Below are 22554 nucleotides of genomic sequence, written 5' to 3' on the forward strand. Positions count from 1 at the left end.
AAAAATCAATCCGTACAACAACGGGTGACATCCTCAGCCAATTCAGGGCAATAAACTGGGCCCACACTTCAAAAATCAATTTCTCCGACTTCGTAAACATCCAGAAAAAAATGCAAACACTCAAAAAATCAGATAATCCAGTCCTGTCCGCATTGTTTCATGCTAGAAATTAGCCAAACTTGAGAGCGTTCCGATGGAACGCTATTCCTCGAATCGCCATTAAAATCTACCGACCACATGTCCCGATGGGACAAACACAAAGTCAAAAATTAGGTAGAAATCCAGCCGTTTGAAGGTATTTCCGAAGGACAACACTTCGTTTCGTAGGTAGATCTGTTTGGCAGGATACAGGAATTAGAATAGATCGTTCCGTAGAAATGTAGGATCAATAAAAAAATATTGGGATAATTCCACATTTCGTTCCGTAGGAACGAGTGGTAAAAAATCATTTCCTTCTCAACAAATACAATCCAATAAACATAATCAAGCCATTTAGAATCAAGGCTTCGAAACCAAATTTATAGCCCCAAAACAATTCCTCAGAATTGGAAGCTATGGCAAAGGTCAATACGGGGGCAAAAACGGCCAGATAGGGAACAAATTTATCCTGTACCTGCCATTTGGTAAACAGTCCAAAAGAATAAAGTCCAAGTAAAGGACCATAGGTATATCCTGCAATCACAAACATGGAATTGATCACACTTTGGTCATTGATCCAGTGAAAGGCAAGGATCACCAAGAACATTACAAAGGTGAATGTTAGGTGGACTTTCTTGCGAACAGATACGCGCTTTTCTGCCGGATATTTTTTCTCTATTTCCAGAAAATCAATACAAAAAGAAGTCGTCAATGCCGTCAGCGTAGAATCTGCACTGGAATACGCTGCAGCTGTAATACCCAAGACAAAAATAATCCCAGCAAACGGAGAGAAATATTGAGTAGCCAGAAGCGGGAAAAGTTCATCCGTTTTGGTCGGAATCTGTACTCCCTGTGTCTCGGCATATAGAAAAAGTAACACGCCCAAAGCCAAGAAAAGCAGGTTTACAAAAACCAGTATTGTCGTAAACCAGAACATATTTTTCTGGGCGTCCCCGATATTCTTGCAGGTCAAGTTCTTCTGCATCATATCCTGGTCTAGCCCGGTCATTACGATGGTAATAAATGCCCCGGAAATAAACTGTTTGAAGAAATTTGTCCCGGCTTTCCAGTCCCAATTGAAAATCCGGGAACGTGGATCATCGGAAACAGCTTTGAAATAATCGCCAACTCCATCGAAGTTCAGTTCGTTTCCCACCATGACCACACACACCACCACGGCGGCCAGCATAAAGAACGTCTGTAGCGTATCCGTCCAAACGACCGTCTTGATACCTCCACGATGAGTATAGAGCCAAATAAGTCCGACAGTAATAAGTACTGAAACCCAAAATGGAATGCCCAAGGAATCAAAAAGTATCAACTGAAGGACGCTTGCCACTAGAAAGACCCGAATTGAAGATCCCAAAGTTCTGGATAGAATAAAGAAAAAAGCCCCGGTCTTATAGGACCAAAAGCCAAACCGATCTTCCAGATAAGAATAGATGGAGACGAGATTTAGCCGATAGTAAAGTGGCAGCAAGACCTTCGCTATAGTGAAATAGCCCAGAGTGTAGCCCAAAACAACCTGAAAATAAAAGAAGTTACTACTGCCTACTTCCCCCGGAACAGAGATAAAAGTAACCCCTGAAAGCGAGGCTCCTATCATGCCAAAAGCCACCAAAAACCAAGGCGACTGCCGGTCTCCGGTGAAGAAGGTATCGGCAGAAACTTTGCGGGAAGTAAACCAGGAAATCAGAAATAACAGTAAAAAATAACAACAGATTACCAGAAGGACTAGTTGGGAATTCATAAATCGTATCGAAGTGGGTTCGCTAAGTTGTCCAATATTCTTAATTTTGCAAAATGAATCATTCAAACGAACCACTTCCGTATATAGAAGAATCAGAAGTTCTGGTGGAGGATTTGATAGATATTGAATCCAATGACCTGATCGTGTACAATGACGAGTACAACACGTTCGATCATGTAATCAAGATTCTCATGAAAGTCTGCAAGCACAGCATAGAGCAAGCAGAACAATGCACTATCACCATCCACTACAGAGGAAAATGTGCGGTAAAAAAAGGAAGCATCACCGAGCTAAAACCTATGTGTGAAGCTATATTAGATGCTGGAATCCAAGCCGCAATAGTTTAAATCGACCCAGAATTGAATTTTCCTTCCAAACTGATAGAAGATGCTGTCACCGAAATATCCAGACTCCCGGGAATCGGCAAAAAGACAGCACTTCGACTTGCTCTTCATCTTCTCAAACAGCATGAAGCAAATACCGAGGCTTTGGCTTTGGCTATCACGCGTATGCGTACCGAGATTCAATATTGCAAAACCTGTCATAATATCTCAGATGCCGAAGAATGCAGTATCTGCTTGAGCCATCGTCGGGACGGCTCGATTATCTGTGTGGTGGAAGACATCAGAGATGTGCTCGCAATAGAGAACACCAACCAGTTTCAGGGCAAATACCATGTGCTTGGCGGAGTGATTTCCCCTATCCAAGGTATCGGACCGGAAGAACTGAAAATAGAATCTTTACTGAGCCGAGTAGAATCTGCCGCGAAAAGCGAACCTATTCAAGAAGTGATTTTGGCATTGAGCGCTACGATGGAAGGCGATACGACTTCTTTCTATCTGGCGAAAAGGCTAAAGGAAAAAGGTATCCGGGTAAGTTCAATCGCACGGGGTATACCGGTAGGTGGAGAATTGGAATTCACCGATGAAGTAACCCTCGGTAGAAGTATCATGACTCGAATAAATTACGCTACTGAGTAAAATTTTCTTTGCACAGCAAAAACCTAGGTCTATATTTGCAAACCCAAAAAGGGGATTAGCTTCGGCTGATCTACCGAGTGTCCCGACAAAGGTCGGGAAGGTCATCGGTTCAAATTGGAAGTAATTTGGGGGATTAGCTCAGCTGGCTAGAGCGCTACACTGGCAGTGTAGAGGTCATCGGTTCGACTCCGTTATCCTCCACTTCAAAAGCTTCACAGAAATGTGGAGCTTTTTGTTTTTAGTCTTTCTTTTATCCAGCTAGCTTGCTGACTATCGAAGATATCTACAGATTCTTTAAATTCGCATAATCCTACTTCCTAAAAGGCATTCCTATGCGAAATCGTTTTTTTGTTTTCTTCCTACTTATTGCATCGCTAAGCTCTTGTTCCTGCGAACCTGAAAACATTGCTAAATTTGCTTTCAAAGGGATGGAAGCAATGATGGGAAAGGGATTTATGCCTTCTGATGAAATCCGCATGCTGGGAGATTTTGAGGGGGTTAATGTAAATCTCAGCAAATCAACTTCTGATGACACCACCACTTCCACTATTTACCTTAAATTGGAAAATGGAGATCCTCTAATTTTAGGGAATCAGCCTGAAGTTCTGGCAAGAAAATGTGCTGAACTTTATCTCAGGGATTTTGAAAAAGCCGAAGATTACCAACAAATTACCGTTCAATTTATTCAAACAGACCCTACCAATCCAGAAAATGTGGCCATGCAGGAATATGTGTTTGAAACGAAAGATTTTTAATTAAACCTGTCAGTTATGGAATTGCCTAATGAGTACAAAAATCCGCCGACCTCGCTTGGGGAATGGATAATCGCAGTGCTGGTCAAACGTCTACCTTTGATCGGACTGATCATGCTCATCGTATGGGCAACGGACAAAAACACGGATCCGGAAAAGGCAAAATGGGCCAAGGCGGAATTGATCGTCAAGCTCATTGTCTTCGCTGCGGTAATACTATTCATCGCTATCATTGGCTTTGGCGTTTTTGCCAATTTTGCCAATGACATAAACTGGTCTGACTTCGATTGATGACATCAAACATAACGAAGAACAATATACATTGGGATGATTATCTGCTATGCGGGGTTCTCTGCCTAAAAAATGGTAAGCAGGTTATGACCATTGAAAGACAAATTATAAACACATGAAATCAAGCATGTCGAAAACAACACACAACTTGTCCCGAACTTGCTTCGGGAGAGGAATGATTATTCACCGTGCGAGGTTCCATGTGACCATTGAAAAACAATTATAAACAGATGAAAATAAAGGCTTTTTGCTCTGATATTGACGGAACACTCCTCAATTCAGTACGCGATCTATCTCCCCGTCTCAAAGCCGTGGTTGCTGATTTACCAACGGATTTCCCCGTGATCCTTGCAAGCTCCCGTATGCCCAATGCCATGCGCCATTTGCTTCATGACATGAATCGCTTTCCCCAACCTCTGATTAGTTACAACGGTGGCTATGTATTGAGTGGCGACGGGGAAGTCTTGGAGGATGTGAGCATTCCGGTAGATTTGGTGTCTAAAATCCTTCGCCTTACCCATAAAACCGACATTCATGTCAGTTTGTATCAGGGCGAAAATTGGTATGAGGAAAAAGATGATTACTGGTCCCAGCGCGAAGTCCGACACACCAAAGTTTCCTACACGTGGATGGCCGGACAGGAGGTACTGGATCTATGGTCAAAGAATAATTCGGGAGCACATAAAGTCATGTGCATGGGGGAATCTCAGGAAATTGCATGGCTTTTTGGCGAGCTGCATGCAGAGCACTCACTGGACATGCACCTCTACCGATCCAGCGACACGTATCTGGAGATTGCTCCTAGAGCCATTTCCAAAGCTACGGGGCTAAAGAAAATTTTAGATCATTATGATTTTGGAATGGAATCGGTGGTCGCTTTTGGAGACAACTACAACGACATCGATCTGCTACAGTCAGTAGGCTGGGGAGTTGCCGTAGACAACGCCAGAATGGAAGTCAAAGCAGTCGCTAACGAAATCACCCATCACAACAAAGAAGATGGCGTCGCTGCTACACTTGAAAAAATTCGAGATTCGAAATTTGAGATCAATTCTTAACGCTAGAATCTAGTCTCTTGATTCTTAACTCTTGGCTCTTGAATCTCAATACTAGCTACTTGTTACTCAAATCTACAATAGTCCTGATCCGTCTTCCACATCCTCGATGGCTTGGGCTAGGAACTGCTGCAATGGAATCATTTTCCGAAAACCTTCCAAGGCAATATTGATAAAACTCCCTGATTCAATATCTCTGTCTGAGATTTTTGAAGACACCGTAAAGCTCTTCAATCTCAGATAGTCAATAAACTCATGATCAGCCTCATAATCCCGTGGGCTGGTCTTGAGTCTTTCTCCGTCTATCTGTCCGAAAAGTGCTTTGAATTCCGGATTACTTTCAATTTTGGCCAGTTCAGCTCCTGAGTAATCAATTTCTCTTCTGATTTTCTTTAAAGTTTCAGCCATCGGCATCCAGATTCCTCCTGCCAAGAATGAATTGTCAGGCTGGATTTGCAGGTAATATCCAGGCCCTTCTGACTTCTTCCCTTTGGGAGAAAAATAGACTCCAAAGTTATTTTTGTAAGGCATTTTATTAGCCGAAAAGCGGATATCCCGATTTTGTCTAAAAACACAGTCTTTAGCCTTGAATACCAAGAGTTCCGGCTCCCATTCCCCAATTCCTTTGAGCAGCACTGCCACATCTTCCAAAAATTCAGCTCTTGTTTCCAAATACCATTTTTTATTGGCATCCATCCATTCTTTGGAATTATGTTCGGCAAGGGCGGTGAGGAAAGGCAAGTAAGGGCGCATTTTATATGTTTTTGGTAAGCAGTTGATTTTTTGATCCATCGGTAATCCGACTTAAAAGTAAACTTTATTGAAGCAAAATTGATTTCAATTAGGAAGGAATTCTTCTTAAATTATATAATCATTTGCGATCATTTCAGTTGCCAAATTCCACTTGTTTACTTGATAGGAAGACCGAAAAAGGGTGGCCGAAGTACCGCAATGCTAATGTTTCCCATAAAATAAGTCCCTTTTTGTCTTTTACCGGTACAATTTCAGACATACAAAAGTCATGAAATCGAGCATGTCGAAAACGACACACAGAGGGATGATTATTCGCCGTGCGAGATTCCATCTGACCATTAAAAATCAAAATATAAACAGATGAAACAAAAGTAACAGTAGACATCAACGAAGGAATTGCTGAGAGAGCAAAAAACTATGCTGAAAAGCACGGTCAAACTTTATCTGAATTGATTGAAATACTTATTTCAAAATTACCGGACGCAGAACCGAAAAGTGTTGAAAAAGACTCTTAAAAACTACTTCCCGGATCCCGTCAGAAATCCGCATGCATATTAAAAGCTAATAAGAATTTCCTGTACTTTTCAAATAAAATCCACCAATCCCTCCAGCTTCATTCCACGGCTACCTTTGATCAAGATCAGGTAATCCTCCAGTTTACTATCCTGCAGCCAGTTTCTAAATGAAAAAGGATCCGGAAAATACAAGGCTTTTGGGTAAGTGGTCAAAGCAGATGCGATCAGCTGACCGGTAAAACAAACTTTATCAATATCGTATTCACTTATGATTTCTCCCAGTCGAGCATGCTCTGCTTCTGCATGCGCTCCCAACTCAAACATATCTCCTAGGATCAGCATTTTATGCTTCTTTCCCGTCATCTGTCCAAAAGTCCGGATAGCCACTTCCATGCTCGATGGATTGGCATTGTAAGCATCCAGAATAATTAGATTGCTGCGCTTCTCGATCAATTGAGACCGCATATTAGACGGTTTATAATCTACTATAGCCTGAACAGCTTTCTGCATCTCTACTCCAAAAAACTTACCGATCGTCAGTGCGGTAGCGATATTCCCAAAATTGTATGCACCAATCAAAGAACTTAGAAAAACTTCGTTTGCCCCTTTTGCCGAAAACTTTACAAACGGGTTGGCCTCTTCGAACATCACCTCACAGAAATCTCCCTTCGAAGGATAAAGCACCGGGCTTTCAAAGCGTTTTGCCAGATTTGACAAAATAGGATCCTGCGAATTGATAAATACCGTCCCTCCTTTTTCTCTCAAAAACTGGAAAAGTTCCGTCTTGGTTTTCAATACCCCCTCGGGACCGCCCATCCCTTCCAGATGTGCCCTTCCAATATTGGTGATCACCCCATGGGTCGGCTCGGCGATCATGCAAAGCTCGGCTATATCACCAGGCTTATTAGCTCCCATTTCCACGATTGCGATTTCGTCTTCATCCCCGATAGCAAGCAAAGTCAACGGCACACCGATATGGTTATTCAGGTTTCCAACAGTCGCTGCTGTTTGAAATTTCTTGCCCAAAACCGCCTTCATCAACTCCTTTGTAGTCGTTTTCCCATTCGAACCGGTCAAACCAATGATAGGAATAGCTAGATGCTTGCGATGGTAATTAGCCAAATCCTGAAGCATTTTCAATGAATCCTGCACCAAAAAATAACGCTCATCCTCCTCCACAAAATAGGTAACATCATCGATCACAACGACAGAGGCACCCATTTCCAACGCTTTTGGCACAAAGGAATTAGCATCGAAATTAGGGCCTTTCAGTGCAAAAAATAAATTGCCTTTTTCGATCTTTCTGGTGTCTGTGCTGACTCCAGTACTATTTTTGAAAAGCGTATATAAAATGGAAATATTCATCGTTTTGGAAGGAATTAATTCCCAAAATAAAGGAATCATTCACATCTTTGAACTGAGACTGCCGTATTAATTTGTCTTATCCCTTACCATTCCATGCGCAAATTCTGGATTTTCATTTTTCTCCTCAGCAGCTTTCAACTGAACGCCCAAGAAATTTTTCGAATTGATCAGTACCCAAACGTTGAAATGGACGGTGTTATGCTGTCATCTCCTTTCACAGGCGGGATTAATTCTGCACAGATTCAAACTATAGATCTTACGGGAGACGGGATAGAAGAATGGGTGACATGGGACATCAATTCCAGACAACTGCTGGTTTTCAAAAAAGAAGGAGAAACGTTCATTCACTTTCCCGAATTAAGTTACTTATTTCCGATAGACATCAGTGGATTTCTAGTTCTGGCAGATTTTGATGGAGATGGAAAAAAGGACCTTTTCACTTCCACAGCTCTTGGAATCAAAGCCTATAAAAATACATCTACCGGAAATAGGGTTTCATGGGAAGTGGCTCAAAACTTCCTGAAGCTGGATGGCTCAGCTAATATTCAAACAAATAACCTGGATACTCCTCTAATTCAGGATTTGGATGGGGACGGTGATCTGGATCTGGTGATTTTTAATTTTGCCGGCGGTGATTACATGGAGTTTTACAAAAACACCAGCATAGAGCGAAAAGGAACTGCGGATATTGATGGTTTTGCCTTCGGGGTGAATCACTGGGGAAACTTTGAATTCTGCGGTTGCGGAGAGCTTTCATTTGGCAAGACCTGCTCCGGACTGGACCTTAACTCACGAAGGCTTCCTGACGAAAATAACAAAATCCTTCATGCAGGAGGCCATTCTATTCTTTACAGGGATCTTGATGGAGATGGGATTGAAGACCTTATGTTGGGCAGGGATGAGTGCAATATTCTATATTTTCTTCCAAATGGAGGCACCACTTCAGACCCGGTTTTCACCGGCTTCACCAATAATCTTCCCAAGCATGGAACCCTTCCCGAATTTCCGCTTTTTCATATTGGCCAGATGATTGGTGATGATTTAATAGTGACTCTAAACACGAGTGAAACTTCCTTCGATTACAAAATTGATTTTGCCCACTCCCTTGTGAAAATCAATAATCAAGGAAATTCTGACTATGATTTCCTACAGCACAAGATGATTGATTTGGGTGAAAACACAAGGCCTGTTTTTCTTGGAAACAAAAGTCAGGGAGAGCTTTTTGTCACTGCAAACAGGCTCATGGAAAATGGCCAAGTAAGATCCGCGCTTACCAATTTCACAATGGCTGACGGGAAACTTACCCAACAAGAGGAAGAGTATATAGATCTATCCCCGCTTAACCTTGTAGATGCCCAATACATCAATTATAGGGACAAAGCAGGTCAAACAAACTTGCTAGCCTCAGGCATTCGCTATCAAAGCAACGTTCCTACTCAGGTGATTTATGATTTACGTGAAGCGGGGTCATCTCCTATTTCAATTACAGGATACACAGCACGGCGTGGCGATTACCTCCAATTTTTCAATTATGCCGCCCAAGACTATATGCTAGTAGCCTCCCAAAATGGGCGTTTGGATCTGTATACGATTGATTTTGGCACACATGTCGCAGTTCTTCAGGAGACAGATTTCTTGGGCTTTAGCGACAATCCCGCCAATCGAAATCTAAGTGTAGCAGTGGTCCAAAAATCCAATCCTGACCTCTATGCCATTGATCAAAATGGCGTAATCAGCAAAATTGTAGATTTCATGCAGTCCGCAACACGCACTGAGGTCTTGGTACAGATCCAAGGTCAAAATCTTCCCACTCGATTGGGAAGAAATACCTGGATAACTACTGTCATCCCCGCTTTCGACGGACCTACAGATTTAATAACAGGCACAAGAGGAGGTGGTTTGATTTATTTGACTTCTACCGAGGGGTCAAATCCTGACACGGACGATTATAGAATCAAAGTATATCCCAACCCAAGCGATGGCCCGATTAAAGTTATTGCCAACAAAACCTCCACGGGAACCTTATTCAATTCACTCGGACAGGAATTGCTAAGTAACATACAGATTCCGGCCAACTCAGAAATAGAAATACAGGCTAACTTTCTGCCTCCCGGATTATATATTCTCCGGCTGGAATACGAAGGCAAATTCAGAGAAAGCCGTAAAATCTGGATGCGCTAATTACAGGACTGGCTTTTTGGATTGTTTGAAATAAGGTAGTTTTCGGGTTGAAATATAAATCCATGAAGAACATCTACTTACTCGCAATCCTGGGGATTATCCTCCTTTCTTGCTCTTCGGAAAAGGCCGACCCTGCCGATCTGATTTTTACCAATGGGGTCATCTACACAGTAAATGAAGACCAGCCCACAGCCGAAGCTGTCGCTGTGAAAAACGGGATGATCATCGCTGTGGGTTCTGCCGAAGAAATAGAAAAACACAAAGCTGAAAACACCGAAGTAATCGATCTCCAAGGGAACACCATGACTCCTGGCATCATCGAATCTCACGCACACTTGATGGGAATCGGCTACAATAAGCTAGAACTGGATCTAATGTATGTGAAAACTTACGACGAACTGGTGGAGAAAGTAGCCGAGGCGGTAGCCCAAGCAAAACCGGGAGAATGGATCACTGGTCGGGGCTGGCATCAGGACAAGTGGATCGAGAAACCTGAGAAAATGGTAAAAGGCTTTCAAACCAATACGCAACTCAACGAAGTATCTCCTGACAATCCTGTATACCTCTCCCATGCAAGCGGACATGCGGCTTTTGCCAATGGAAAAGCACTGGAACTCGCCGGTATCAGCAATCTGAAAGGCGAGAGACCCGGTGAGGTTGAAGGCGGGGAGATTATTCTGGACGAATTGGGAAATCCCACCGGCATACTTTCTGAAAAAGCAGCCGGTCTTGTAGCCCGATTGATTCCGGCAGAGACTCCCGAAAGAGCTGAGCAAGCATTGACTTTGGCTTTGCAAGAATTAAATGAAAAGGGAATCACAAGTTTCCATGATGCCGGAAGCGGACAAAATGTGATCGATCTCATCCGGAAATTCAAGGATGAAGGAAAACTCACCGTACGTCAATATGTGATGCTTACCGGCACTCAACCTGCTCTTCTGGAGCAATGGTATGAAAGAGGCCCGATGATCGATTCCGCAAATCACATGCTTACCGTTCGCTCGATTAAACTCAACTGTGACGGTGCCTTGGGATCCAGAGGAGCCTGGCTTTTGGAAGATTATTCGGATAGACCCGGACATCGTGGTCATGAGACATTGCCGATGTCTGTGGTGTCTGAAGTTTCGGAAAAAGCCATCCCAGCAGGCTTTCAAGTTTGTGCCCATGCCATCGGAGACAGGGCAAATCAGGAAATTCTAGATCGCTATGAAGCTGCATTCACAAACCATCCCAACGCCAACAACCTAAGATTCCGCATTGAGCATGCCCAGCACATACATCCGGACGACATACCCAGATTCGGTGAATTGGGAGTGATCGCCGCTATGCAGGCTATTCATTTGAGTTCAGACCGTCCTTGGGCGATTGACAGATTGGGTGAAAAACGGATCATCGATGGTGCCTATGTATGGCAGAAATTAATGCAATCCGGTGCTGTAGTCACCAATGGAACAGATGCACCTGTGGAACCCGTCGATCCCATTCCTTCTTTTTATGCTTCTGTAACGCGCAAGACCCTGCAGGGATTGCCCGAAGGAGGTTATGAAGGAGATCAAAAAATGACCCGGGAAGAAGCATTGAAAGCCTATACCTTGGACGGTGCTTTTGCAGAGTTTGATGAGGATTTCAAGGGGTCTATTGAAGTTGGGAAAGCGGCTGATTTCACTGTTTTCGACAAGAACATCATGGAAATCCCCGAGGATGAAATTCTGGACACAAAAGTAGCGATGACTGTAGTCGGAGGAAAAGTGGTATATAAAACCCCGTGATACCTAAACAGAAACTCAGTTTACCTTGCCGCAAAACCTAACCTGTAACAAAACGTCTTGGATCTAAGATCTGAGACTTTTCTCTTTTTGATCTATTGCATTTTCAGTTTTTCGTCCCTATTGCAACCACATTGGTCAACAGGAGAGCCAATTTGTTTCAAAAAAACTTATTTTACACGCTTAAACAGCTATAACTATGAAAAGACTCTTTACCTTTTTCTGGCTTTTTTGCCTGATTTGTAACCTGGCAATTGCCCAAGATGAAGCTGCCAAACCGATGACTTGGAAAGATATTCCCACTTGGAAATACATGAACAGTTCTTCCTTTAAGATTTCTCCGGACGGCCAATGGGTGGCATATGGAATGATTGCGCTGGAAGCCGATGGGGAAGTTATTTTACAGAAAGTAAGCGAGCCTGACTCCACAAAAACCTTCAAAATAGGCTTTACCAACTTTCCCTCCATTGAATTCAGTGAGGATAGCAAGTGGATCGCATTCAAAGAACACCCTACTTTCAAAGAAAAGGAAGCCAATAAGAAATCCAAAGGCAAGCCTCTTCACGACAAGGTCACATTGATCAAACTAGGCTCTGACGACAAAGACGACAAGAAAACTTTTGAAAACGTAAGCAATTTCTCCTTTAACGGAAAAGCAGCAACTCACTTTGTAGTCAATTTAACCAAAGACGGAAGCGGAGATGCCAAAGGCTCTGATCTCTTGATTTATCATCTTAACACTGACAAAGCGCAGAATATTGGAAATGTAGCCGAGTTTTCTTTCAACAAGAGCGGTAACTATTTGGCATACACCGTAGAAGCCGCCAATCAATCAGGAAATGGAATCTACCTGATGAACCTGACTAACAACAGTACATCGGTGCTAGACTCAGACAAGGCCACCTACAAGTCCATCAACTGGACAGAAAAAGGAGATGCCTTCGCTGCGCTGAAAATGGTCAAAGACAAAAAGTATAAGCAAGATCAGGGCAAATTAGTTGGAGTTAAGAACCTGACAAGTCCTCAAGTGACCGTGTATGATCCGATTAAGGATTCTGTGGGATTCTCGAAAGAATACACGATCAGTCCAAATCGCCGACCGGTGTGGTCTGAAGATCTTACCAGACTTTTCTACGGAATTCATCCCTTGGTTTTAGCCAAAAAAGAAGATGAGAAGAAAGAGTTGGACAAGGATTCTGTAGCACTTGCAGAATCAGAAGCAATGAAGAAAATCATGGCAGACACTTCCTTGAATTCTATTGCAGACCTGAAGAAAGCGCTTTCGAAACTGGATTCAGGTAAAGTAAGTCCAAAAGACAAAGATACCGACAAGCCTGACATGACCATCTGGCATTGGAATGACAGCCGGCTTCAATCCCGCCAGCAGATTCTGGAAAATCAGGATAAAAATTACAGCTTCTATGCCATGTATGATGTGGCGGCAGGCAAGCATACTCAGCTGCAAGACAGCACAATGCGCGATCTGAATATTCTTGACAAAGAGAAATATGCGATCGGCTCAGACAATCAGGCCTATGAATTACAAAGCAATCTGGATGGGCAGAACTATCGTGATTTCTATATTATAGACCTCAAAACGGGTGAGAAAAAGGACCTTTTCTCTAACTTTTATCTTCCGGGGTATTCTTCCTATCCCCGTAGCTCACCAGATGGCACAAAGTTGATCTATGGATACGATGGCGACTATTACAGCTATGATATTGCCTCGGGTGAAGAAATGAACCTGACGGCAAGCCTGCCTGTCACTTTTGTAAATGTGGATGATGACCACAATGTAAAAAAGCCCCTGCAAGGTGCGCTTGGCTGGAGCAGTGACAGTCAGTATGTGCTACTCAATGATGGCTGGGATATCTGGCAAGTAACCGTATCAGGAAAAGCCAAAGCAATAAATTTGACTCAAAACGGGAGATCAGAAAAAATCAAATACCAGTATCGCTTTGCTCTGGACCGGGACGAAAAAGGCATAAACCTCAGCAAGCCGCTTTATCTCCGGGCTTATGGTGAATGGACCAAGAAAAGCGGGATTGCAGTAATCAATTCATCGAAGAAGGGACTGGAAGCGGGTGCAAAACTAGTGGTCTGGGAGGATGCCGGTATCGGCTCTCTTAAAAAAGCGGAAAATGCTGAAGTTTATTTCTTTACCCAAGAGAAATTCAATGAACCTGACCAGATCTATGTAGCGGACGCTACTCTTTCTTCCCCTACCAAAATAACCAATAATGCTCCTGACGCAGGAAAATATGCTTGGTCTTCAGGCACAAGATTAGTTGATTATGTGTCTGACAAAGGAGATACACTTCAGGGTGCGCTATTTCTTCCTGCCAATTATGTAGATGGAGACAAATATCCAACGGTAGTTTATTATTACGAAAAGCTATCCCAAACCCGTCATAGCTGGACAAACCCCGGCTACAGCGGCACAGGTTGGAATCCAAACGTATATACCAGCAACGGATTTGCTGTATTTATTCCGGACATCGTCTATACCATGGATGATCCCGGTATGTCCGCAGTATGGTGTGTAATCCCGGGTGTGAAGGCAGCTATTGAAACAGGGGTAATCGATGAAGACAACATCGGGATCCACGGACACTCTTGGGGCGGATACCAAACGTCATTCTTGATTACCCAGACTGATATGTTCAAAGCGGCAGCTGCCGGGGCTCCTCTTACAAACATGATCTCCATGTACGATTTGATCTACTGGAATTCGGGCGGAGGAAACATGTCAATTTTCGAAGCTTCTCAGGGTAGATTTACCGGTGGTCCATGGGAAAACTGGGCTGCATACGAGCGCAACAGCCCAGTGTATCATGTGAAAAATGTCACTACCCCGCTTCTTATGCTACACAATGATAAAGACGGGGCGGTAGACTTCACTCAGGGAATTGAGTACTATTCAGCACTGAGACGATTGAAGAAGCCTGTAATTCTGGTTCAGTATAAAGGAGAGAATCATGGTCTGGGCAAGCTCGAAAACCGAAAGGATTATTCTGTAAGAATGATGGAATTCTTTGACCATCATCTGAAAGGAGCTGAAGCACCGGATTGGATGTCAAAAGGAATTGACAAAATTGATCTGGAAGAGCATCTCGAAAAACGAGCCTTTTAATCACAGAGGAGCTGTAAAAGGCTCCTCTTTCTTGTTTTATCCATCCGGAAAACAAAATGAAAAAGTTTAACCCCCTTGGCATTCAACTCAATGCACCTCTCCCATCGCCCTAAGGTTGGGGAATCGCCCCACTTTTGCTTTCTTTAAATCCGGATTTTGCATTAGTCTTCGTTATGAGGGCTAAAATCACAATAAAATCAGGCTGTTTGGATCCCGATAGCCATCGGGAGAAAACTGCAGCGAAGCTCCTGATTTTAAAGTAATTTTAGAACGTAATAGAAATGCTAATGCATAATACGGGTTAAAGCCCCATTTCGCACAGGCGAATCTTTATTATCCATGCAAGAAAATATCAACAGAAAGAGCAGTATCCCGGAATTTGATTTCGCAAAGCTAGGCTCAATCTGCTACCAAAATACAGATCCGGATTATCACGAACATCTGGAAACATACCTTTATGACGAGGACTTCGACAGCGTCTGGGATGGCTATGTCAATATTTCTCCTGAAAAAGCATGGAGTGGAAGAATGATCCATTTCCATCAGCTCTATACAAGACAAACAGGCGAAGAAGTATTTCCGGGGGAAGTATATACCGGGGGAATGGGCGAAGGGCAGGTACTTATATTAAACCTTCACGTATTCAATGGAACCATCAAACTTCAAGTAGGTCATGAAGTGATGGAAATTGATAAAAAGAAAGGGCTAATCCGAATCTGCTACCTGGAAAATTCCAAATCTGAGGGTTCCCAATTCATCCGATTCAAGTCGCTACCCAATGGAAAAACCGAGGTTTCGCATAAGACATTTTATCGGAGTGGGTCGTGGTTTAGAGACAAAATCATCTATCCGTACTTTCATACCAAAGCAATTAATGAGTTTCACGGAAATGTAAAGAACTGGATAGTCTCAAAAAATTAAGCATATGATTTGGTGAATGCTTGCAAAAGGAGTCTGGATATCAGGCTCCTTTTTTCTTTGGCTTTCTGTTTGTAACTTTTAGAGAATCGAAATTCACTCACCAAAACTTTTTTTGCATGATTGAGGACAGCGTAGAAACTTTTGATGCCATCATCATTGGATCCGGCCAAGCAGGCAATCCCCTTGCATTGGCACTGGCTAAAGAAAAATGGAAGGTTGCATTGGTAGAAAAGGCAGCATTGGGAGGTACCTGTGTAAACACGGGATGCACCCCTACCAAAGCATATGTTGCAAGTGCACGGGCAGCTTGGGCAGTTTCCAATGCACCTAATCTGGGAATTGAAGTGCTCACATCACCCAAAATCAATCTTAAAGCAATTAAAAAGAGAAAAGATAAACTGGTCAATGAATCCAGAATCGGAATACGGAAAGCCTTGAACGATTCATCTCAAATCTCCATGATCCGCGGTACTGCCACTTTTATAGATAAAACTAAAGTAAAAGTGGGAACTCGAATCCTGAAGTCTTCCAAAATCTTCATGAACGTGGGCGCTAGAGCAAGAATTCCCGAAGGATTCGAAGATGTCGATTACCTCACAAATACCTCTATTCTTCAGCTCGACAAGATTCCTGATGATCTGATCATAGTAGGTGGAAGTTATATTGGATTAGAATTTGCCCAGATTTTCAAGCGATTGGGCTCCAAAGTCACTGTACTCGAAATGGGTAATGCGCTTATTTCCAGAGAAGACAAACACACTTCGGAAACGGTGAGAGAAATCTTGGAAAACGAAGGCGTAAAGGTGATCTGTGGCGCGAAATGTCTAAAAGGCAAAGCAAAAAAATCAGGAAAAATCGGAGTGACTTTCCACAAAGACGGAAAAGACAAAGAAATCTATGGTACACATCTGCTGATCGCAACGGGAAGATTGCCTAATTCAGATTTGCTCAAACCGGAAAATGCAGGGCTTCAACTAAACGAAAAGGGCTATTTCCAAGTAAATGAAAAACTTGAAACCAATATAACAGGAATTTATGCTCTGGGAGATTGTAATGGAAAAGGCGCCTTCACCCACACTTCGTACAATGACTTCGAGATCATGCAAGATCAGCTGTTTGGGGGAAAGAAAAGAACGCTGAATGACAGGATTATCAATTATGCCCTATACATCGATCCACCACTGGGAAGAGCTGGCATGACACTCAAGGAAGCTAAAGAAACAGGCAAGAAACTGCTCTTTGCAAGAATGTCCATGAGCAACATTTCCAGAGCAAAGGAAAAAGGCGAAACTCAGGGACAAATGGAAGTCATCGTAGACGCGGATTCCGAACAAATCCTTGGAGCAGCAGTTTTGGGGACTGGAGGGGATGAAATCATCGGGACATTTCTGACGGCCATGTATGGAAAGATAAGCTACAAAGCTCTGATTAATTCGGTTCAGACTCACCCCACCGTGACAGAACTTATCCCCACCTTACTACAGCAACTCAAGCCTTTGGATGAATGAAAAGTATAAAAAAATCACATAAACTATATGCTGTTTTGAATATGACAGTATTACTACTAGTCATCTTCTGGAACTACCGGGCAAACGCCAAGGGCATCAACGGAAATACGATAAGCTCTCTAAGTTCAGAATACTCAAACCTGTTCACACCGGCCGGATACGCATTCTCTATCTGGGGAGTCATCTTTTTGGCACTTTTAGCGCAAGCTATCTTCTTTATTTCGAGAGCATTCAGTTCTATCAAAGATTCTGATTTTCTTTCACAGATTGGCTCTTATTTGATCATGGCAAATATTGGCAATGGACTCTGGGTTTACATGTGGCTGATGGAATTCACCGGCATGAGTATCGTAATTATGTTTGGGATTTTGGCTTGTCTGATTATTACCATTTTAAATACGAATATGGAACGATGGGACGCCCCACGCCCCATTATTTTTTGGTTATGGTGGCCTATAGCACTTTACAGTGGCTGGATAGCAGTCGCTACTATCGCAAATATTTCGGCCTATCTGGCAAAAGTCGGTTGGGACGGCGGTATCTCCGAAGTCACTTGGGCAGTTGCAATGATTACTATCGCTGTACTTATCAATCTTTTTATGATCGCTAGCCGAAATCTCAGGGAATTCGCATCTGTGGGTGTTTGGGCCTTAGTCGCCATTGCAATAAGACACTGGGGAAGTATTCCTACTATCCAATGGACAGCACTTATAGGAGCTGTAGTACTCTTCGCAGCCATAGCTTATCATGGCTATCAAAATAGAAAAACAGCTCCATTTAAGTTTTAACCAACTAAGTTGAAATCCCGGGAGTTTAATTTTCGGGATTTTTTTACTTCTCCCAGAACCCTACCAATAAGTTTTGATCCTCGAATCCATTGTGGAACGGACAGTTAAGCTAAATGCTTTTGATCCCCTCTAATTTATTCCAAAACAGAAAGTTAGTAATTAGATTTTTTTTGATATTTTGAGCCTGGCTAAGGTGGCTATAACTTATTTTGAAATGGAATTTTTAGAAGGATTAGATCCTCAACTCAAGCTTTTCTGGTATATCGCTATACCTGTTTCATTGATTTTCGTACTGCAGACGATCTTGACATTTGTAGGATCAGGAGGTTCAGATGGTATTGAAGCTGATTTTGATGGCGACTTGGATGGGGGTGAAGCTCCATTCCAGCTTTTCTCTTTGAGAAACCTGACAAATTTCCTGTTGGGATTTAGCTGGGCGGGGATCTCTTTTTACAAACTCATCCCAAACACTACTTTACTTTTGCTCATCAGTTTAGCAGTAGGGTTTGCCTTTGTTTACTTCTTTTTTCTCATAATACGGCAAATTCAAAAGTTGGGGGAAGACAATACTTTTCGGTTCGAAAAGACGCTCAATACAATTGCCAATGTCTACCTATCCATTCCCGGCCACATGCAGGGCAAAGGGAAGATCATGGTTAGTTTGAATGGTTCCGTACGTGAACTTGACGCCATGACCGAACAGGACAAAATAGAAACAAACGCCACCGTAAGAATCTTGCGTGTAGAAAGTGGCAACATACTTATCGTAGAAAAGCTTTAAATCAATTCTTTTATGGATCCATTAATACTTATCGTCGTTGCAGCGGTTGTCACCTTTGTAACCATCCTAGCACTTGTCTCCCGCTACAAGCGCTGTCCTTCTGACAAAATACTTGTAGTCTATGGCAAAACAGGGGGCACTTCAGCCAGATGTATACATGGTGGGGGCGCTTTCATCTGGCCGGTTATTCAGGATTATGCCTACTTGGATTTGAAGCCAATTTCCATAGAAACCAATCTGACCAATGCGCTAAGCAGGCAGAACATCAGAGTGGATGTTCCCTGCCGGTTTACCATTGCTATTTCTACCGACACAGATACGATGAATACGGCGGCTGAGCGACTTTTAGGCTTGGCACACGAACAAATTCAAGAACTTTCGAAAGACATTCTTTTTGGACAGTTGCGATTGGTAATAGCAACTATGACTATTGAGGAAATCAACTCTGACAGAGATAAATTTCTGGATAGTATCTCAAAAAATGTGGATAGTGAACTGAAGAAAATCGGCTTGAAACTGATAAACGTGAATGTGACGGATATCAAGGACGAATCGGGGTACATCGAAGCACTTGGGAAAGAAGCTGCCGCCAAGGCAATCAACGAAGCAAAAATCTCAGTAGCTGAGCAAGAGAAAATCGGTGAGACGGGAAAAGCACTTGCTGATCGTGAAAAAGATGTGCAGATCGCTGACACTCAGCGTGACCGTGATGTAAAAATAGCGATTACCAATAAAAACAGGGAAGTAAGCATAGCCGAAGCTGTAAAAGACGAAAGCATCGGCAAAGCCGAAGCGCAAAGAGATACCCGTGTAAAAACATCGGAAGCGAATGCCATTGCGATCAAAGGGGAAAACGAGGCCAAAATCTCCATTGCCCAGTCCGATGCACAACGAAGAGAAAAAGAGGCAGAGGCTTTGAGGATAGCGCTTGCTTCCGAAAAAGTCCAAAGTGCAAGAGCTCTGGAAGAAGCCTATCTGGCCGAACAAAAAGCAGAAACAGCCAGAGCAGAAAGAGAGCGATCTACCCAAAATGCCAACATTGTCATTCCTGCAGAGATCGCCAAACAACGGGCAATCATAGATGCACAAGCAGAGGCTGAGCGAATCAGAGAGCATGCAAAAGGTGAAGCAGATGCGATCTATGCAAAGATGGAAGCCGAAGCAAAAGGACTATTTGAAATATTGACGAAACAAGCAGAAGGCTACCGTGAGGTAGTAAGTGCGGCAGGAGGAGACCCTACCAAAGCTTTCCAACTACTCTTGATCGAAAAACTTCCTGAGTTGGTTAGAACTCAAGTGGAAGCAGTGAAAAACATCAAGATCGATAAGATCACGGTTTGGGATTCAGGTCAGGGTGAAAACGGAAATGGCTCCACTGCCAATTTTGTCTCGGGAATGATGAAGGCAGTTCCCCCTCTAAATGAATTATTCAATATGGCTGGCTTGAATCTACCCACTTACCTGAAAGGAGAAGACATAGAAGAAACTGCCCAAGCCAAAGAAGAACCGAAATCTGAAGAGTAACAACAACTTGTTCGACCTTATCAAAAACCCTGTTCAAAAGAGCCGGGTTTTTATTTTATCTTCGCACCATGTTTGTTCTATCTGATACATCATCTATAGCAAATCATTTCCTCCGTGAGATGCGGGACATACGTATCCAAAGTGATCGAATGCGCTTTCGGAGAAATTTGGAACGCATGGGCGAAATAATGGCTTATGAAATATCCAAATCTTTTGAATACGTTTCTGAGGAAATTGAAACTCCACTTACCTCAACGTCCGCACTAGTCCCCGCAGAACAGCCCGTCATCATCTCAGTAATGAGAGCTTCATTACCGTTTTACAATGGTTTTTTGAATTATTTTGATCAGGCAGACAGTGGATTTATCGGCGCTTTTCGAGATGAAAGTCAACCGGGGGAAATCACGGTCCAACTCGGATATCATGCCAGTCCCACAGTAGAGGGAAAAATCATCATCCTTGCTGACCCCATGCTTGCGACCGGCAAATCACTTATAGAAGCTATTCAGACTATTCTTTTGCATGGCACGCCCAAACATATCCACATAGCCGCAGTCATTGCTGCTCCTGAGGGCATCCAATACCTCAAAGAAAACAGCAGGTGCTCCTATTCGCTTTGGCTGGGAGCAATTGACGAGAAATTAAATCACCAATCCTACATCGTCCCCGGACTAGGCGATGCCGGAGATCTTGCCTTTGGCCCAAAACTTTAATTATTACATGCTCCCCTATTTCCTATTATTTCTTGGTTTGGTCATTCTTCTTTATGGAGGAAAAATATTAGTGGACGGTGCTTCTGCAATGGCGGTAAAGCTAGGCATGAGTGCCGGGCTGATAGGGATGACTGTAGTCGCATTTGGCACCTCAGCGCCGGAGCTTTTGGTAAGTGTAAATGCCGCACTCAAGGGGAACAGTGATATTTCAATTGGAAATGTAATCGGCTCCAACATTGCCAACATTGGACTTGTACTCGGAATAAGTGGGTTATTCTATCCTATTTTCATTAAGAAAAGTCATATCAGAGTAGATTATCTGGTCACCTTATTGGTCTCAATCCTTTTCTATGCATTAAGCTACAATGGATTTATTGAGCTCTGGGAAGGTATCTTCCTGTTTGGATTGTTTATAGCCTTCAATGTCTATCTTTTCAAAAGCCCTACATCTGATTTAGTGGACAATACAGAAGTAGAAGAGGAATTAGAGCAGGTGAAAAGCTACTCTTGGTTTTCATCCATTGCCTTATTTGTAGGCGGTGTAGTAGGTTTGTACTTTGGATCCGAACTATTAGTGACGAACGCCGTGAAAATCTCCAGAGAGTTCGGAGTATCAGAACGGATAATCGGAGTGACCATCATCGCCATCGGCACAAGCTTGCCCGAGCTTATCACATCGATTATAGCTGCTTTGTCCAAGAGAACGGATTTAGCATTAGGCAATATTCTTGGTAGCAACATCATGAATATTTTATCCATAATTGGCCTCACGGCCATCATTAAGCCCATTGGTGTATCTCAGGTATTTATCGATTCTGATTTCCTATGGATGCTAGGAATTACACTTCTATTATTCGTGCTGATGCGTGCGAAGATGCGCATTTCAAAAGTTGAAGGTTCTTTACTCTTAGTCAGCTACTTTGCCTATTTGTATTTCCTACTCTAATGGAAGAAATCCTAACCTTCTTGGGTATCTATTTCCTGTGTTGGTTCAAATTTATAGCAGGCCCTGTATTAGGATCTGCAGCCGGTTACAGCGTTTTGGAGAGAGCGTTGGTGACTATTGCAGGCATGATGACCAGTGTAATGATTTTCACATTAGTGGGAACAAAAATCAAGGCAATTTTTGAAAGGAACTTTCAAAGAAAACCTAAGCTTATTTTTTCCAAGAAGAATAGAAGAATTGTCCATCTTTGGAGGAAATATGGGGAAATTGGAATTGCCTTCTTCACACCCCTTTTACTTACACCGATCGGCGGGACACTAGTCATGGTGTCTTTTGGCGTCAAAAAGAGACATATTTATTTACACATGTTTTGGAGTGCCAGTCTTTGGGCTGTAGTACTCAGTTTGAGCATCGATCAACTTCTAGCTGTGCCTTTTGTCAAAAATCTATTCCTCTAATTCGGGCTTGCTGAAAAAGTCTGAGGTATGCCAGCTTCAAGGCGGCCGAGTGAAGATGTATGCTTATACCTCGAATGAGGCCAACGTAGAAGATGGTATGCCTGAGACTAGCTTGAAAATCCCTATTTTGGGATTTTCTGATGCATGGATTAAGACCTATTGTGCTCAATAAGCTTGCACTTACTGAAAAACCGTTCGCATGAAAATGGGTTAATCATTCAAAACGATAGCTTTTG

20 protein-coding genes, 1 tRNA gene and 1 pseudogene are annotated in these 22554 nt (G+C 42.9%); 19 read left to right on the forward strand and 3 right to left on the reverse strand.

All coding sequences use genetic code 11. The features are described from left to right. Positions 1-445: 445 nt before the first annotated feature. Complete coding sequence (locus tag J2X69_RS20985) at positions 446-1888, reverse strand: sodium:solute symporter (protein WP_310107761.1); 1443 nt, start codon at positions 1886-1888, stop codon at positions 446-448. Between the two features lie 53 nt (positions 1889-1941). Here J2X69_RS20985 and J2X69_RS20990 point away from each other — a divergent pair, with 53 nt between their 5' ends. From J2X69_RS20990 to J2X69_RS21015, 6 genes are all read left to right on the forward strand, one after another. After that, positions 1942-2235, forward strand: a complete 294-nt coding sequence (locus J2X69_RS20990) for an ATP-dependent Clp protease adaptor ClpS (protein WP_310107763.1) — start codon at positions 1942-1944, stop codon at positions 2233-2235. Between the two features lie 12 nt (positions 2236-2247). Further along, the gene (recR, locus tag J2X69_RS20995) at positions 2248-2868 is read left to right on the forward strand and encodes a recombination mediator RecR (protein WP_310107765.1); all 621 of its coding nucleotides are present in this window, start codon (positions 2248-2250) and stop codon (positions 2866-2868) included. 127 nt (positions 2869-2995) lie between these two features. Next, positions 2996-3069, forward strand: a tRNA-Ala gene (locus J2X69_RS21000). Positions 3070-3200: 131 nt separating this feature from the next. Beyond that, positions 3201-3623, forward strand: coding sequence for a hypothetical protein (locus tag J2X69_RS21005; RefSeq protein WP_310107767.1), 423 nt, complete (start codon positions 3201-3203; stop codon positions 3621-3623). A gap of 15 nt (positions 3624-3638) precedes the next feature. Next, the gene (locus tag J2X69_RS21010; protein WP_310107769.1) at positions 3639-3911 is read left to right on the forward strand and encodes a hypothetical protein; all 273 of its coding nucleotides are present in this window, start codon (positions 3639-3641) and stop codon (positions 3909-3911) included. A gap of 230 nt (positions 3912-4141) precedes the next feature. Beyond that, on the forward strand, positions 4142-4969 hold the full coding sequence (locus J2X69_RS21015; RefSeq protein ID WP_310107771.1) for a Cof-type HAD-IIB family hydrolase: 828 nt from the start codon (positions 4142-4144) through the stop codon (positions 4967-4969). A gap of 72 nt (positions 4970-5041) precedes the next feature. On the opposite strand, the gene J2X69_RS21020 is transcribed toward J2X69_RS21015, so the two are convergent. Next, positions 5042-5719, reverse strand: a complete 678-nt coding sequence (locus J2X69_RS21020) for a DUF2461 domain-containing protein (protein WP_310107772.1) — start codon at positions 5717-5719, stop codon at positions 5042-5044. Positions 5720-6093: 374 nt separating this feature from the next. Between J2X69_RS21020 and J2X69_RS24890 the strand changes: the two are divergent. After that, positions 6094-6234 (forward strand): annotated as a pseudogene (locus J2X69_RS24890) (DUF6364 family protein); the annotation flags it as partial. Positions 6235-6303: 69 nt separating this feature from the next. Here J2X69_RS24890 and murF read toward each other — a convergent pair. After that, positions 6304-7599 carry a UDP-N-acetylmuramoyl-tripeptide--D-alanyl-D-alanine ligase gene (murF, locus tag J2X69_RS21025; protein ID WP_310107774.1) on the reverse strand — a complete coding sequence of 432 codons (1296 nt, stop codon included), beginning with the start codon at positions 7597-7599 and terminating at the stop codon, positions 6304-6306. A gap of 93 nt (positions 7600-7692) precedes the next feature. Between murF and J2X69_RS21030 the strand changes: the two genes are divergently transcribed. From J2X69_RS21030 to J2X69_RS21085, 12 genes are all read left to right on the forward strand, one after another. Next, positions 7693-9780 carry a T9SS type A sorting domain-containing protein gene (locus J2X69_RS21030; protein ID WP_310107776.1) on the forward strand — a complete coding sequence of 696 codons (2088 nt, stop codon included), beginning with the start codon at positions 7693-7695 and terminating at the stop codon, positions 9778-9780. A gap of 62 nt (positions 9781-9842) precedes the next feature. Continuing rightward, on the forward strand, positions 9843-11549 hold the full coding sequence (locus J2X69_RS21035; RefSeq protein WP_310107778.1) for an amidohydrolase: 1707 nt from the start codon (positions 9843-9845) through the stop codon (positions 11547-11549). 196 nt (positions 11550-11745) lie between these two features. Continuing rightward, on the forward strand, positions 11746-14679 hold the full coding sequence (locus tag J2X69_RS21040) for a prolyl oligopeptidase family serine peptidase (protein ID WP_310107780.1): 2934 nt from the start codon (positions 11746-11748) through the stop codon (positions 14677-14679). Positions 14680-15018: 339 nt separating this feature from the next. After that, complete coding sequence (locus J2X69_RS21045; RefSeq protein WP_310107782.1) at positions 15019-15600, forward strand: hypothetical protein; 582 nt, start codon at positions 15019-15021, stop codon at positions 15598-15600. 116 nt (positions 15601-15716) lie between these two features. Next, on the forward strand, positions 15717-17108 hold the full coding sequence (locus J2X69_RS21050; RefSeq protein WP_310107784.1) for a mercuric reductase: 1392 nt from the start codon (positions 15717-15719) through the stop codon (positions 17106-17108). Next, positions 17105-17896 (forward strand): hypothetical protein, encoded by a 792-nt coding sequence (locus tag J2X69_RS21055; protein WP_310107786.1) that lies wholly within the window; start codon positions 17105-17107, stop codon positions 17894-17896. The genes J2X69_RS21050 and J2X69_RS21055 overlap by 4 nt, the downstream gene beginning before the upstream one ends. A 214-nt stretch (positions 17897-18110) precedes the next feature. Beyond that, complete coding sequence (locus J2X69_RS21060) at positions 18111-18677, forward strand: NfeD family protein (RefSeq protein WP_310107788.1); 567 nt, start codon at positions 18111-18113, stop codon at positions 18675-18677. Positions 18678-18689: 12 nt separating this feature from the next. Then, positions 18690-20201: an SPFH domain-containing protein gene (locus tag J2X69_RS21065; protein WP_310107790.1), complete on the forward strand. Its 1512-nt coding sequence runs from the start codon at positions 18690-18692 to the stop codon at positions 20199-20201. Between the two features lie 68 nt (positions 20202-20269). Continuing rightward, entirely contained in the window at positions 20270-20914 is a 645-nt protein-coding gene (gene upp / locus J2X69_RS21070) for a uracil phosphoribosyltransferase (protein WP_310107792.1), read from the forward strand. A gap of 7 nt (positions 20915-20921) precedes the next feature. Further along, a complete protein-coding gene (locus J2X69_RS21075) occupies positions 20922-21860 on the forward strand; it encodes a calcium/sodium antiporter (RefSeq protein WP_310107794.1) in 939 nt (312 codons plus the stop codon). Next, on the forward strand, positions 21860-22318 hold the full coding sequence (locus tag J2X69_RS21080; RefSeq protein WP_310107796.1) for a hypothetical protein: 459 nt from the start codon (positions 21860-21862) through the stop codon (positions 22316-22318). Before J2X69_RS21075 ends, J2X69_RS21080 begins: the two co-directional genes overlap by 1 nt. Then, positions 22296-22490, forward strand: a complete 195-nt coding sequence (locus J2X69_RS21085; RefSeq protein ID WP_310107798.1) for a hypothetical protein — start codon at positions 22296-22298, stop codon at positions 22488-22490. The genes J2X69_RS21080 and J2X69_RS21085 overlap by 23 nt, the downstream gene beginning before the upstream one ends. Positions 22491-22554 lie beyond the last annotated feature (64 nt).

Origin of the sequence: Algoriphagus sp. 4150, assembly GCF_031457395.1 — a bacterium.
Taxonomy (GTDB): Bacteria; Bacteroidota; Bacteroidia; order Cytophagales; family Cyclobacteriaceae; genus Algoriphagus.